This window comes from Geobacillus jurassicus NBRC 107829, from assembly GCF_001544315.1.
GTDB lineage: Bacteria > Bacillota > Bacilli > Bacillales > Anoxybacillaceae > Geobacillus > Geobacillus jurassicus.
This window is the reverse complement of sequence record NZ_BCQG01000072.1, coordinates 1-14,536: the sequence shown is the minus strand read 5'-3', so window position 1 is coordinate 14,536 and position 14,536 is coordinate 1. Positions and strand designations below refer to the sequence as shown.

Sequence of the window (14,536 nt, the reverse complement as noted above, 5' to 3'; positions counted from 1 at the left end):
CGGTGCCCTTGAGTGATGTCGGATACCTTCTTTCGCATGCGTTACAATTGGATATAGGCCAGCCGCTCGTTTGCTTCCTCGACGTCAAAGGCATCCGGGTCGAAATCGTCGCCTTTCATTTCGTACATCCAGTCGAGCCGTTCGCGCAGTTCTGGGTCGGTAAGGGAATCTTTGTTTGCGGCTGACTCGAGCAGTTCCAGATAGCCATAGACGCCGCCGCAATCCTCGGGAGGGCACGCCCGTTTTCCTTTCAGGCAAGTGGCGCGTTCTAGCGGTTTCGGGAGCGTCTCGATCTTTTCGACGGTGATGGTGTGGCGCCAGTAGTCGCCAAAATCGTACGTGTACTGAAATTTTTGTTTTTCTTTCTTGAGCCATTGTTCGATCGGAATGTGGCGCGCGTCTTCGAACATTTTCCCAAATCCGTAAAAGTCCCAGTCATCGGGAATGCCGATGACGATATCGCCGAAGTGGAATTCATATAAATGCGCTTGTTCCCATCCCATCGCTTCTTGGATGACCAAATGAAGCTGGTCAAACGTGGCGTGCCCGGGCACAAGGACGCGGCGCCAGATGGGCGGACGGATGCCGTTTAATGAAATTTTCAGCTGGTAGGCGGTTTTGGAGCGGCGCGGTTTCTTCGACGGTGAACTTTTGCTTTTTGTCGCTTCCACCCAACGACCGCGTGGGCGGGCAGGCTCCGTTGAACCGAGCTTCGTCATCAGTTCATCAATCAAATCCATGAGTTTTTTTTCTTCCATGAACATTGTTCTCCTTTTGGGTTTGTTTTTGTATACTTATAGTTTAACCTGTTTTTCCAAAAATCAAAATAATTGAAGCATCACGATCGCGGTCATCTTGCCTCCGGTCATCATGTATCGGAATGAGCCAGCCGATCGGGAAACGGTTGGAAATATGCATGCCGTATTGGTGCGTTGCTCCGTCGCTGGCACCATTTTGTCCGCTGTCGCACGAGGGGGCATTGTGCGGAAATGGGGCGTTCATTGTCGTTTTGTGGATGCGGCGGGGCCCGTTCTGTCGAGCGGTTTTCGCGGCTGGCAGACAGGAAATGGCCGATTGCGCGCGAACCATATAGTAGAATGAGAGAACGGGGAGGGAGCGCGCATGAGGCGGGGAGGATGGCTCGCCGCATCGTTTTGTCTGCTTTGTTTGCTTGCACTCCTTTGGCCGTCGGGAGCGAAAGGGGAAAATGGCACGAAAGAAACGAAGCGCTTGGCGGTCGTGATGGCGGATCGCGTCAACGTCCGCCAAGGACCGGGGGTGCCGTATCGGCCGATGGCGAACGTCCGCCGCGGCGAAGTATACCGGGTGGTGGATGTGAAAGACGGCTGGGTGAAAATTGAATGGGAGAACAATCGGACCGGGTGGATGGCCGAGCCGTACGCCGTCTTCGTGCAAAGCGCCGAGGTGGTGCAAGAAAATCGGCTCCGCCTGCGGCAGGAGCCGGGTGCGAAAGCCCGCATTCTCGGCCATTTGACGCAAGGGGAGACGGTGTGGGTGATTGGTGAAGAAGGAGGGTGGAAAAAAGTAGTGGCGGAAGATGCCGTCGGTTGGGTCGCCGCCTCGTATTTGGCGCCAGCTGAGAACCGCTCTGTTTCGCGGTCGGAAGGAGTGGTGGACGCCGATTCGCTCAACGTGCGGGCGGCGCCATCATTGGACGCAGAACGGATCGGGCGTCTGTTGCGCGGCGATCGCGTCAAGATTGTCGAAACAAAACAAGACTGGCATAAGATCATCGCCCGTTCGGGCCTGGCCGGCTGGGTGGCGGCTGATTACATCGGCGTGGAAAGTGAAAAGGCCGCCAAAAATCAAGAAGGGGCGGTGGACGCCTCCGTTCCGCCTTCTGTTATTCGCCTTGGCGGCCCGCAAAGCTACGTGAGCCGCTGGACGCCAGGCCCCGTTCAACCGTTGGCTGGAAAAACGATCGTTCTTGACGCCGGGCATGGCGGCAAAGACAGCGGGGCGCAAAGCGTCGATGGCATCAAGGAAAAGGAGTTGACGTTGGAAACCGTCAAGCTCTTGAAAAACAAGCTGCAGTCGTACGGCGCCCGCGTCGTGTTGACGAGGGATGGCGATGATTATGTGCCGCTGTCGGCGCGCGTCACCGCCGCCCGCTTGTATCAGGCGGATGCGTTTATCAGCCTGCATTACGACAGCGCCGCTGACCGGCAGGCGAGCGGCATTACGGTCTACTATTACGACCGGTTGGCGGATTATGGGTTGGCCCAGTCGTTCGAACAGCCGTTTTCGCAATTCGTCCTGCTTCCGTTCCGCGGCGTTGCGTTTGGCGACTATTATGTGCTGCGGGAGAACGAGCGGCCATCCGTGCTGCTCGAGCTCGGCTATTTAAGCAACCCGTCCGATGCCGGGACCGTTGCGGGCGATGGCTATCGGGAAGCGGTGACGACGGCAATGGTTCATGCCGTGCTTCGGTATTTTGAATGAGGTTCTGTTTCGCGGCGGACGCGTTATGGAAAGGAGCCGACTCAAAAGGCCGTCCGCATGCCTCGGTGAAACACATTCGTTCGATGCGGTATATATAAGTCAATGAAAGAGGGTGTCTCGCTGCATTTTGAGACACCCTCTTTTTCTATGACCGTGGCATGAACAGGGAATTGTTGAAAAAATTTATCATTCCAAACCGAGAAGACCCCCACTTCTACGCGTGAGCGTAAGTGGGGGATGAATCGGCATTCGCCATCACTCTCTCTCTTGCCTTCAACGAACAAAAGGTGTAAAATAGAAGATAGAACAAATGTTCTGTAAGGGGGAGGGAAGGTCATGCACAAAGCCTACCGCTTTCGGTTGTATCCCACCCGAACACAAGCGGAGCTCATCCACCAAACGATCGGGTGCTGCCGGTTTGTGTACAATCACTTTTTGTCCGAATGGAATCAGGCGTATGAAACAACAGGGGTGGGGCTTAGCTATAACGAGTGCTCCAAGCGGTTGACTGCGTTGAAGCAAACACTCCCGTGGCTGAAAGCGCCCGATTCGACCGCCTTGCAAAATGCATTGCAACAGTTGGCCGAGGCGTTTGATCGATTCTTCGATGGAATAGCGAATGCTCCCCGCTTTAAAAGCAAAAAACACCCGAACCAGTCGTACACCGCCCAGTGCAACTGCCCAAAGAAGGGGCGCCCATCGATCGAAGTGGACGGCCATCGGTTGAAACTCCCCAAGCTCGGATGGGTGGCGTTTGCCAAAAGCCGTGAGGTGGAAGGCCGCATTCTTTCGGCTACCATTCGCCGCAACCGAACGGGGAAGTATTTTGTTTCGATCCTCGTGGAAACGGACATTCCCTCATTGCCCCCAACGGACAAGCAAGTGGGCGTTGATTTGGGGTTGAAACATATGGTGGTTCTTTCCACTGGAGAGAAGGTCGAACACCCTCAGTATTGGCGCCGATACGAAGAAAAGCTGGCGTACTGGCAGCGGGTGATGGCCCGCCGGAAGCCGGGCGGTTCGAACTGGCGCAAAGCCCGCTTGAAAGTCGCCAAGCTTCATGAGAAAATCGCCAACTGCCGGAACGATTTCCTGCACAAACTGTCCACCCGCCTCATCCGCGAAAACCAAGTGGTGTGCGTGGAGGACTTGCGTGTGCAGAACATGCAGAAGAATCGCAAGTTGGCCAAACGCATTTCGGATTCCGCGTGGGGGCGCTTGCTTCGGATGCTCGAGTATAAAGCGAAATGGTACGGGCGGACGTTGGTTCGTGTCGGCCGCACGTTTCCATCGAGCCAATTGTGCTCGTGCTGCGGGCGCCGGCATGTTGAGGTGAAATCGCTCGACATCCGCGAGTGGGTGTGCCCGAACTGCGGAGCCGAACATGATCGGGACGAGAACGCCGCCCGAAATATTTTGCAGGAAGGGCTTCGTTTGCTGTCTTCGTAAGACAGCTGAACCGTGGGACGCACGGGGATGGCTTGGTGAACAGCCTGCCGCAGGGCGGGGGTTCCCAAGAATCTCCCACCTCGAAGCGCAAGCGTAGGTGGGAGAGCGTTCAACGTCTAGAAGGATGGTGAAAACTTGCCGTCTATTTGGCGATCGGGCTGTTTTTTGGCATTCCAAGAGCGGCGAGCGTCGCTTATGAAATCGGGGCGAAGCCGTTTTTCGCCGATGGCGGCGCGGCGCTCGGCAAGGCTTTGGATCGGACATCGGCCAACAAACGGAAGCACGCGGCGTAAATCAACCGGGAGGCGAGGGTCTCCCGGTTTTCGCTTTTGGACGGACAGAAACGGTGAAATTTGTGGGGTGATTCGCTATAATGAGGACAAGCGACGATAGCCGCAAAGGATCGAAAAGGTGTGATGAACGGTGAAAATCACGATCGCCGGGGCGGGGTATGTGGGGCTGGTGACCGCCGCCTGTCTGGCTGATAAAGGCCATGATGTCATATGCGTGGACGTGGATGAGGAAAAAATTCGCTTGTTAAATAAAGGGATCGTTCCGATTTATGAGCCGGGACTTGAACCGCTCATCGAACGAAACAGCGCCCGCCTTCGCTTTACGACCAACGATGTGGAAGCGTATCGGCGGGCGGAAGTCATCATGATCGCCGTCGGCACCCCGCCGCTTCCGGACGGTTCCGTGCATCTTGACGCTGTTTGGAAGGCGCTCGGCCGCGTCGTGCTGGCGGTGGAGCGCGACTGTCTCGTGGCGATCAAATCAACGGTGCCCGTCGGCACAGGGGATGAGGCCGCGCGCTTTGTAGCTGAAAACGGACGCCCTGGGGTGCGCATCGACATCGTTTCCAATCCGGAGTTTCTCTCACAAGGAACAGCCGTGCGCGATACGCTGCAGGCGCCGCGCATCGTGTTGGGGGTGGAATCGGAGCGCGCCGAGCGGGTGATGAAGGACCTGTACGCCCCGTTTGCCCTCCCGTACGTCGTGACGGACCGAAGAAGCGCAGAGATGATCAAATACGCCGCCAATGTGTTTTTGGCGCTGAAAATTTCCTACATCAACGAGATCGCCAACGTCTGTGAACTGGTCGGCGCTGATGTTCAGGCGGTGGCGGAAGCGATCGGCATGGACCCGCGCATTGGCCGCCGCTTTTTGCGCGCGGGCGTCGGCTATGGGGGCTCGTGCTTGCCGAAAGATGCGAAGGCGCTTTACGCGTTGGCTGCTTCCCATGGCTATTCGCTCAAAACCGTGTGGGCGGCGATGGACGTCAATGAGAAACAAAAGTGGAAGCTTCTCGACAAAGCGCGTCCGTATATCAGAGATTTTCGCAACCGGACTGTTGCCGTCCTTGGCGCCGCATTCAAGCCCGGCACGGACGATGTGCGCGAATCGCCGGCATTGGCGAACATCGAACGCCTGATCGCCGAAGGAGCGAACGTGCGCGTCTGGGACCCAGCTGCCCTCGGACATGTCGCCCGTTGCTTTGGCGATGCGGTTGTGTGTTGCGAGACGATCGAGGACGCCATTCGCGGCGCGGATGTTTGTCTCATTTTCACCGAATGGCCGGCCGTGCTGCAATTTGACCTTCACCGCTACAAGACGCTGATGAAAACGCCGATTGTGTTGGATGGGCGGAATTGCTACGACCCGAAGGCAGCCCAAGCCGCTGGCTTGATCTATGAGTCGATCGGACGTCCAGCCGGCTTGGGTCTGCGAGCGGGGGATGAGGTTGTTGATGTTCAGCGGCAGCCGTATCGGTGAGGGAATCGGCTGTGATTTGCTTCAGCCTTTATCGGAGACTAGCGTTGTGAAAAGAATTGTAAGCATGGCTGCTACATTGCATCGATGGACATTCATCAGTAAGATATGGTTAGCAGCGCTCACAAGATGCATGGCTGATGGACATGGACAAGCCGGGCCAAGATACAGAGGATAAGCGATTCATCCATAATGTCGTCGACCCCCAATCGTGCTAAAATCCCGGGGGATCGACGACATTTTTCTGATGAGCCTTGCCAGATCAAATGATAAATGATATTCATTAAATTTTCTGAACGTGTTATTCTGGATGCGAAACGGGATCAAAAGTGTTGATTTACAGGCACTTTTTGGTTTTTTATCGTACCTGCGAGGGATTGAAACTTACAACAAGGGCGGCATTAAAAGCGGTGACTGCCGGTTTTTATCGTACCTATGAGGGATCAAAACCATATCATGCAACAACCGAATGGCCGCTGAGTTCGACATGTTTTTACCTTGTAAAAAATTGAAAACGGAAACACGGAATTGCGGCATGCCGAAAACTTAAGGGAGACAAGAAGGAATTCGGCCGCGGGGAACGAATAGGATACGGTGAATTCGATACCGCAAGGAGGGAAAATGTGGCCAAGCCGCGAATCGACCACGACCGGTTGTTCAAGGAGCTGTTGTCGACGTTTTTCGAAGAGTTTTTGCTTCTCTTTTTTCCCGACGTGTACGAGCAAATCGACGTTCATCACCTCTCCTTCCTCTCAGAAGAAGTGTTTGCCGACATCACGGCCGGGGAGAAGCACCGTGTGGACTTGTTGGTAGAAACAAAGTTAAAAGGGGAAGACGGGCTGATCATCGTTCACGTGGAGCATCAAAGCTACACGCAGCGGACCTTCCCTGAGCGAATGTTCCTCTACTTCAGCCGCTTGTTTCCAAAATACCGCCGCCGCATTCTTCCGATCGCCGTCTTCAGCTATGACGAGCCTCGCGATGAACCTTCCTCATGGCGCATGCAGTTTCCGTTTTTGAAGGTTCTCGACTTCCGTTTTCTGACGGTGGAATTGCGCAAACTGCCGTGGCGGGAGTACATCCGCCATGACAACCCCGTCGCCGCCGCTTTGTTAAGCAAAATGGGGTATAATGAAGATGAGAAGGTCGAAGTGAAAAAGGAGTTTTTGCGCATGCTCGTCCGCCTCGAGCTTGACGAGGCGAAACAGCGGCTGTTGTTCGGCTTTTTTGAAACGTATTTGCGGTTGTCCGAAGAGGAGGAAACGAAACTGCGAAACGAGGTGAGCCAAATGGAGACGAAGGAAGCGAAACAAGTGATGGAGCTCATCATCTCATACGAACAGCGGGGAATGGAAAAGGGGATCCAACAAGGAGTCAAACAAGGGATCGAACAAGGAATCAAGCAGGGGCGTCAACAAGGGATTGAGGAAGGGAAGCTCGACGTTGTGAAGAGAATGCTGGCGAAAGGGTACGATGTCGAAACGATTCACGAACTGACCGGGCTGCCGGTTGAGAAGATTGAAAAGGTGAAGGGGTAAACCGCCTCTTCAACCTGACTTCCTATTGTCGTCGACCCCCAATCGTGCCAAAACCCCGGGGGATCGACGACAATTATTTGATGCGCTTGAACCTTACAGCCATCGAGGAAAAAAGGAATTGACAGAATTTTTGGGACGTGATATTCTAAAAACAGCCCCAGCTCAGAAAGCTTGATATAACAAGCTTTTTTGGGGTTTTTATCGTACCTATGAGGGATTGAAACTTCTACAAAGCGAAAACCCGGCGTACAAGCCTATCAGTTTTTATCGTACCTATGAGGGATTGAAACATTCGTTAATTTTAGCGAACAGATCCTCTTTCGGGATCGGGTTTTTATCGTACCTATGAGGGATTGAAACTTGCCGGTGTTCTCAAAGCATTTCCTGAGGTTAGTTTGTTTTTATCGTACCTATGAGGGATTGAAACGCTGTTGTTAAGAAGGAAGCTGACGAAGCAAAACGTTTTTATCGTACCTATGAGGGATTGAAACACCGCCGTCTTTTTTGGCGCCGGACACTCCGCCTGGAGTTTTTATCGTACCTATGAGGGATTGAAACCGGGATACAGAACTCACTCGTTCCGGGAACGAAAAAGTTTTTATCGTACCTATGAGGGATTGAAACCGTGATCGCTGCCGACTACGTATTTCCACCATTGACGTTTTTATCGTACCTATGAGGGATTGAAACCTGTGACAGTGAAGGAGGTTCCTGTCAAGCCGCTGAACGTTTTTATCGTACCTATGAGGGATTGAAACTGCTATCCGTGCGGAAACCCATTCGCACGGTCAAGTGTTTTTATCGTACCTATGAGGGATTGAAACAATCATAAATTGTTTCTATGTCGTTTGCGCTTTTCGTTTTTATCGTACCTATGAGGGATTGAAACCATCACATAACTTAACATATTGTGCATATCCATGAACGTTTTTATCGTACCTATGAGGGATTGAAACTCGACCGCTCCGCTTGAAATCTTTGGATTCGTGATTGTTTTTATCGTACCTATGAGGGATTGAAACTATCGTTGAAGACGGGGATCGTGCTTGGATCGAGTGTTTTTATCGTACCTATGAGGGATTGAAACATCGGCTGAATGTTAGCCGCACCGAACAGGTTAGCCGCGTTTTTATCGTACCTATGAGGGATTGAAACAAATTAAGGCCCAATCCGTACATGACAAGCAGCGTTGTTTTTATCGTACCTATGAGGGATTGAAACATCGAAGCGCAAAAACGAAGTGTACGTGCTGGATTGCGTTTTTATCGTACCTATGAGGGATTGAAACCACAATTTCCTCAATCAAGTCATTCAAAAACTCGAAAGTTTTTATCGTACCTATGAGGGATTGAAACAGCAGATTGCGACAAGCCAAAAAGACTTGGTGGATAGTTTTTATCGTACCTATGAGGGATTGAAACACTTTTGCTTCTGCTAACTTATTTGAAAATACAGATGTTTTTATCGTACCTATGAGGGATTGAAACATTGTTCCATCGTTTCTCTCCTCCTCTGCTTGTCCGTTTTTATCGTACCTATGAGGGATTGAAACACGGAAAGTCTAGCGGCGCTGTTTCGTGGCTCGACGATGTTTTTATCGTACCTATGAGGGATTGAAACCAATTCGAAATTTACGCGCCGTTAATGGTTGCCCGTGTTTTTATCGTACCTATGAGGGATTGAAACTTAAGAGAAGCGGCTGAAAAAGCTAGACGTACCGGTCGTTTTTATCGTACCTATGAGGGATTGAAACACGGAATCCCAAACGAACCGAATCAACCATAATACGTTTTTATCGTACCTATGAGGGATTGAAACCCAAGTACGAAAAGCCGAATGGTAACGTTTGTATTTCGTTTTTATCGTACCTATGAGGGATTGAAACATCGCCTTGTTAATCGCGAATCGCTTCGTCTTGCCGTTTTTATCGTACCTATGAGGGATTGAAACTCCCGAAAACAGCGCTCGCTATTATCGGCGACGCGAGTTTTTATCGTACCTATGAGGGATTGAAACGTTCCGCCGCGATCAAGCGCTTTTACAACACCGTCAAGGTTTTTATCGTACCTATGAGGGATTGAAACCAAATAGTAGTAAAAGCAATACGAAGCGGGAAAGAGAAGTTTTTATCGTACCTATGAGGGATTGAAACCGCTTAAGTCCGTATTGTTCTGCGATTCCTTTCGCAATGTTTTTATCGTACCTATGAGGGATTGAAACCGAACAAGCGTATAAAGCAATTTCTGACGCTCTTGCGTTTTTATCGTACCTATGAGGGATTGAAACTTCCGGATAATGAAACTGATATTCTTGACGAGTTCCGTTTTTATCGTACCTATGAGGGATTGAAACATATCATCCTGCTGGAGAAAGTCGTAGGTTTGAGCGTTTTTATCGTACCTATGAGGGATTGAAACTCTATTGAATTTACGGCGTACATTGCACTTGCTGTCGTTTTTATCGTACCTATGAGGGATTGAAACAACATAGTGGCGAGGAACATATTACAAACGTAGAAAAGTTTTTATCGTACCTATGAGGGATTGAAACCCCCTTGCCCTGCACTTTCTGCGCCTCCTAGAGCGTTTTTATCGTACCTATGAGGGATTGAAACACGTGAAATGGGAAGAACCGCGCGTGATCGGCGAGTGTTTTTATCGTACCTATGAGGGATTGAAACCTCGCCAAGATGTAGCAGAATTTGAGCGTGTTATGCGTTTTTATCGTACCTATGAGGGATTGAAACCATGGTGTCGAGAAGTTGAAGTTGACGCAAGTTGCGCGTTTTTATCGTACCTATGAGGGATTGAAACTAGAAGCGGCATAACACCCGACATGCGGATCAAATGTTTTTATCGTACCTATGAGGGATTGAAACACGGGATGTTATCAAATTGCACGCCTTTCACGCGAATGTTTTTATCGTACCTATGAGGGATTGAAACCATTCACGCGACAAAAGGAAGTCAGACGCCGATCATTCGTTTTTATCGTACCTATGAGGGATTGAAACCACTGCAAAAGACCGTGACACGTTCGTGCTGGGTAGTTTTTATCGTACCTATGAGGGATTGAAACATCGATCATCTCAACAATATCCAAAAATACTTCCATACGGTTTTTATCGTACCTATGAGGGATTGAAACTCGACGGGCCGGCTCGAAACCGACCCTGCGCGTGCGTTTTTATCGTACCTATGAGGGATTGAAACAAAATAATTATAAAAGCAACACGAAACGGCAAGGAAGTTTTTATCGTACCTATGAGGGATTGAAACTCTATCGCCTTGACCGCCTCACTCGTTCTGTTCTCGACTTGTACGTTTTTATCGTACCTATGAGGGATTGAAACGCTTTTCTGCCGCGCAGTCGCTGTCGTTTTGGTTCGGCCGGTTTTTATCGTACCTATGAGGGATTGAAACATTTTCAATGCTCGTTGAATCCTCTCCACATCTTTGTTTTTATCGTACCTATGAGGGATTGAAACTCTCACCGACCTCCAAAACACAAGGGGGGTAATCACGTTTTTATCGTACCTATGAGGGATTGAAACCTTTGTGTTTGGTGCGAACCATCGTCGCAATAAACGCTTTTATCATCTCGCACCGATTTATCCCCCACTTCCACGCGTGAGCGTAAGTGGGGGATGAATCGGTGTCTTTCCTCATCGATCTTCCTCTTGCATCAAAAGAACAAAAGTATAAGATAAATAAAAAAACATACGTTCCCTAAATTAGGAGGGAAGGCCATGCACAAAGCCTGCCGATTTCGGCTGTATCCCACCCGAAATCAAGCGGAGCTCATCCACCAAACGATCGGGTGTTGCCGGTTTGTGTACAATCACTTTTTGTCCGAATGGAATCAGGCGTATGAAACAACAGGGGTGGGGCTTAGCGATAACGGGTGCTCCAAGCGGTTGACCGCATTGAAGCAAACGCTCCCGTGGCTGCGGACGCTCGATTGGACCGCCTTGCAAAGCGCGCTGCAGCAGCTGGCCGAGGCGTTTGACCGGTTCTTCGATGGAACGGCGACTCCTCCCCGCTTCAAAAGCAAAGAGCATCCGAACCAATCGTACACCGCGCAGTAGAATCTCCCACCTCTAAGCGTAGGTGGGAGAGCGTTCAACGTAAACAACTTCGAGCGGCGCACATTGGTTTAAATCTTTGCGGCAGAGAGAGGGTAAGAGTTGGCGAAGATAACTGAAGAGATGAATCAGTATTCACGGCTGTGTCTGGGCAATACCGGTAATCCACTTCTGCCTTTCGTTTTAGGCAGGAGTTTTTTATTGTTATACAGTCGTTTTCTCATTTGATTTAAAGTATTTGAAAGTTTATTAAATATTTATTATATTCGAAACATGGATGGGATTCATTGGTGAATAATGGGCGGGGAGGAGGGGAATTGATTGGTTGGAGGAGAGAGACTTTGGCAGCGGCTCATGGAGCTTGGAGAGATCGGCAAGCAGCCGGGCGGTGGTATTACGCGCCTCTCGTTCACTGCTGAAGAGCGGAGGGCGAAAGACTTGGTCGCTTCCTACATGCGCGAAGCGGGGCTGTCCGTGTACGAAGACGCAGCGGGCAATTTGATCGGGAGGAAAGAAGGAACGAACCCAGAGGCTTCGGTTGTGCTTGTCGGTTCGCATTTGGATTCGGTCTACAATGGCGGGCGCTTTGACGGTCCGCTCGGGGTGTTGGCCGGCGTGGAAGTCGTTCAGACGATGAACGAGCAAGGGATTGTGACACATCACCCGATTGAGGTCGTGGCATTTACCGATGAAGAAGGAGCGCGTTTTCGTTTCGGCATGATCGGCAGCCGCGCGATGGCGGGGACATTGCCGCCTAAAGTGCTCGACTATCGTGATGCGGAAGGGATTTCCCTCGCCGTGGCGATGAAACAGGCGGGGCTTGACCCGAACCGCTTGCCGCAGGCAGCGCGAAAACCAGGAACGGTGAAAGCCTATGTCGAATTGCATATCGAACAAGGACGGGTGCTTGAGGAGACAGGGCTTCCAGTTGGCATCGTCACCGGCATCGCAGGGCTCGTCTGGGTGAAATTCACCATCGAAGGAAAGGCGGAACATGCGGGAGCGACACCGATGGCGTTGCGCCGCGATCCGATGGCGGCGGCTGCTCAAATCATCGCAGTCATTGAAGAGGAAGCGAGACGGACAGGGACAACAGTCGGGACTGTAGGGCAACTGTACGTCTTTCCAGGGGGCATTAATATCATTCCGGAACGAGTCGAATTTGTGCTCGATTTGCGTGATTTGAACGCAGAGGTGCGCGACCAAGTCTGGAAAGTCATCGCAACGCGGGCAGAGAAGATCGCCACGGAGCGGAATGTTCGCCTCACGATGGAGTTGCTGCAAGACATGCCGCCGGTGCTCTGTTCCGATGAGGTGAAGCGCGCGGCGGAGGCGGCGTGCCAAAAGCTTGGCTACTCGCCGTTTTGGCTGCCGAGCGGCGCAGCCCATGACGGCGTACAGTTGGCTCCGATTTGCCCGATCGGGATGATTTTTGTCCGCTCCCAAGACGGGGTGAGCCATAGTCCGTCGGAATGGAGCACGAAAGACGATTGTGCTGCCGGCACAGCTGTTCTATATCATACGGTGCGGCAGCTGGCCCAAGCGGAATAACGAAAAAAGAACAGGGGGAAACGTGATGACAAAGGAAGAGATCAAACGGCTCGTCGATGAAGTGAAAGCGGACGTCATCGCCTGGCGCCGCTATCTGCATGCCCATCCGGAATTGTCGTTCCAAGAGGAGAAAACGGCGCAGTTTGTGTACGAGACGCTGCAATCATTCGGCCATCTCGAGTTGTCGCGGCCGACGAAAACAAGCGTCATGGCGCGCCTCATCGGCCAACAGCCGGGCCGGGTCGTCGCCATTCGCGCGGATATGGATGCATTGCCGATTCAAGAGGAAAACACGTTTGAGTTTGCTTCAAAAAACCCGGGCGTCATGCACGCGTGCGGCCATGATGGCCATACGGCGATGCTTTTGGGAACGGCGAAAATTTTCTCCCAGCTGCGTGATCAAATCCGCGGTGAAATCCGCTTTTTGTTCCAACATGCGGAAGAACTGTTCCCCGGCGGGGCGGAAGAAATGGTGCAGGCCGGCGTCATGGACGGGGTGGACGTTGTCATCGGCACTCACCTTTGGTCGCCGCTTGAGCGCGGAAAAATCGGCATTGTGTATGGGCCGATGATGGCCGCACCCGACCGGTTTTTCATCCGCATCATCGGCAAAGGCGGCCACGGGGCGATGCCGCACCAAACGATCGATGCGATCGCCATCGGCGCCCAAGTCGTGACGAACTTGCAACATATCGTCTCACGCTACGTTGACCCGCTCGAGCCAGTCGTTCTGTCCGTGACGCAATTTGTCGCCGGTACGGCGCATAACGTCCTGCCTGGGGAGGTCGAAATTCAAGGGACGGTGCGGACGTTTGATGCGGAGCTGCGGCAGACGATCCCGCAATGGATGGAGCGCATTGTCAAAGGCATTACCGAAGCGCACGGCGCTTCGTACGAGTTTCAATTTGATTACGGCTACCGCCCGGTCGTCAACTACCATGAAGTGACCCGCGTCATCGAAGAAACAGCGCGCGAGCTGTTTGGCGATGAAGCCATCGCCCGCCTGAAGCCGAACATGGGCGGCGAGGATTTCTCGGCCTTCTTGCAAAAAGCGCCGGGCAGCTTTTTCTACGTCGGCGCTGGAAACAAAGAAAAAGGCATCGTTTACCCGCATCACCACCCACGCTTTACGATTGACGAGGATGCACTTGAGATTGGGGTGCAGCTGTTTGTCGGCGCCACATTGAAACTGTTGGCGGAAGCAGAGTAGGCGCTTCCGCTTTTTGTACGTCTTGAAGGCGGATTGATATTTTGCATGATCTCCTTCGGTTGCCAATCCACATGATTGGACTTGATGTAGCCCACATGAGTGGAAAAGAAATGAAGGAGGGCATGGGCTTTTCTGCCTTCCTGAATTTTTGGAGCCTCCATTCGATCAAGACGACAGGGCTAGGCGATTTTGACAATTTTCGTAACCGGTGCTTGGTTAGGGCTCTGACTATAAAGAGCGTTCACAAAATCACCGTCAAGTGTGGCGAAATAATCATAATGATAATATGTTGCGAGGGCATAGTGCAAGGCATCATATGCTTCGAGCTGCAAAAGCCGCATTTGAGCCAAGGCTAAATCTTGAATGTTGGCATCTGCCGTTAGGAATTCGATGTGGAAATTTTGTCTTATGACAGATAAAAATTCATTATATCGATCAATGGAATTGTTGTAAAAGACTTGTAACTTGTTG

Annotated in this window: 9 protein-coding genes, 1 pseudogene and 1 CRISPR repeat array; of the genes and pseudogenes, 8 read left to right on the top strand and 2 right to left on the bottom strand. The window is 51.7% G+C overall.

Going from position 1 to position 14,536, the window contains the following annotated elements:
- Positions 1-41 precede the first annotated feature (41 nt).
- Positions 42-758 (bottom strand): plasmid pRiA4b ORF-3 family protein, encoded by a 717-nt coding sequence (locus tag GJ1_RS15900; RefSeq protein ID WP_066234527.1) that lies wholly within the window; start codon positions 756-758, stop codon positions 42-44.
- A gap of 364 nt (positions 759-1,122) precedes the next feature.
- Here GJ1_RS15900 and GJ1_RS15895 point away from each other — a divergent pair, with 364 nt between their 5' ends.
- From GJ1_RS15895 to GJ1_RS15865, 8 genes and pseudogenes are all read left to right on the top strand, one after another.
- On the top strand, positions 1,123-2,463 hold the full coding sequence (locus GJ1_RS15895) for an N-acetylmuramoyl-L-alanine amidase family protein (RefSeq protein ID WP_066234524.1): 1,341 nt from the start codon (positions 1,123-1,125) through the stop codon (positions 2,461-2,463).
- 336 nt (positions 2,464-2,799) lie between these two features.
- On the top strand, positions 2,800-3,912 hold the full coding sequence (gene tnpB / locus GJ1_RS15890) for an IS200/IS605 family element RNA-guided endonuclease TnpB (RefSeq protein ID WP_066230251.1): 1,113 nt from the start codon (positions 2,800-2,802) through the stop codon (positions 3,910-3,912).
- Between the two features lie 134 nt (positions 3,913-4,046).
- Positions 4,047-4,139: pseudogene (locus GJ1_RS18450) on the top strand (branched-chain amino acid transport system II carrier protein); the annotation flags it as partial.
- 196 nt (positions 4,140-4,335) lie between these two features.
- A complete protein-coding gene (locus GJ1_RS15885; RefSeq protein WP_066234522.1) occupies positions 4,336-5,685 on the top strand; it encodes a UDP-glucose dehydrogenase family protein in 1,350 nt (449 codons plus the stop codon).
- A 620-nt stretch (positions 5,686-6,305) separates the two neighbouring features.
- A complete protein-coding gene (locus GJ1_RS15880; protein ID WP_066234519.1) occupies positions 6,306-7,220 on the top strand; it encodes an Rpn family recombination-promoting nuclease/putative transposase in 915 nt (304 codons plus the stop codon).
- A gap of 194 nt (positions 7,221-7,414) precedes the next feature.
- Positions 7,415-10,773: direct repeats of the CRISPR family, unit length 30 nt; unit sequence GTTTTTATCGTACCTATGAGGGATTGAAAC.
- Between the two features lie 195 nt (positions 10,774-10,968).
- Entirely contained in the window at positions 10,969-11,307 is a 339-nt protein-coding gene (locus GJ1_RS15875) for a helix-turn-helix domain-containing protein (RefSeq protein WP_066234516.1), read from the top strand.
- 318 nt (positions 11,308-11,625) lie between these two features.
- Positions 11,626-12,855 carry a hydantoinase/carbamoylase family amidase gene (locus tag GJ1_RS15870; protein ID WP_066234513.1) on the top strand — a complete coding sequence of 410 codons (1,230 nt, stop codon included), beginning with the start codon at positions 11,626-11,628 and terminating at the stop codon, positions 12,853-12,855.
- A gap of 25 nt (positions 12,856-12,880) precedes the next feature.
- Positions 12,881-14,065 carry a M20 family metallopeptidase gene (locus GJ1_RS15865; RefSeq protein WP_066234509.1) on the top strand — a complete coding sequence of 395 codons (1,185 nt, stop codon included), beginning with the start codon at positions 12,881-12,883 and terminating at the stop codon, positions 14,063-14,065.
- 179 nt (positions 14,066-14,244) lie between these two features.
- Here the strand turns inward: GJ1_RS15865 and GJ1_RS15860 are convergent.
- Positions 14,245-14,536, bottom strand: a 292-nt coding sequence (locus GJ1_RS15860) for a PIN domain-containing protein (protein WP_066234506.1), incomplete at its 5' end; no start/stop codon positions are given.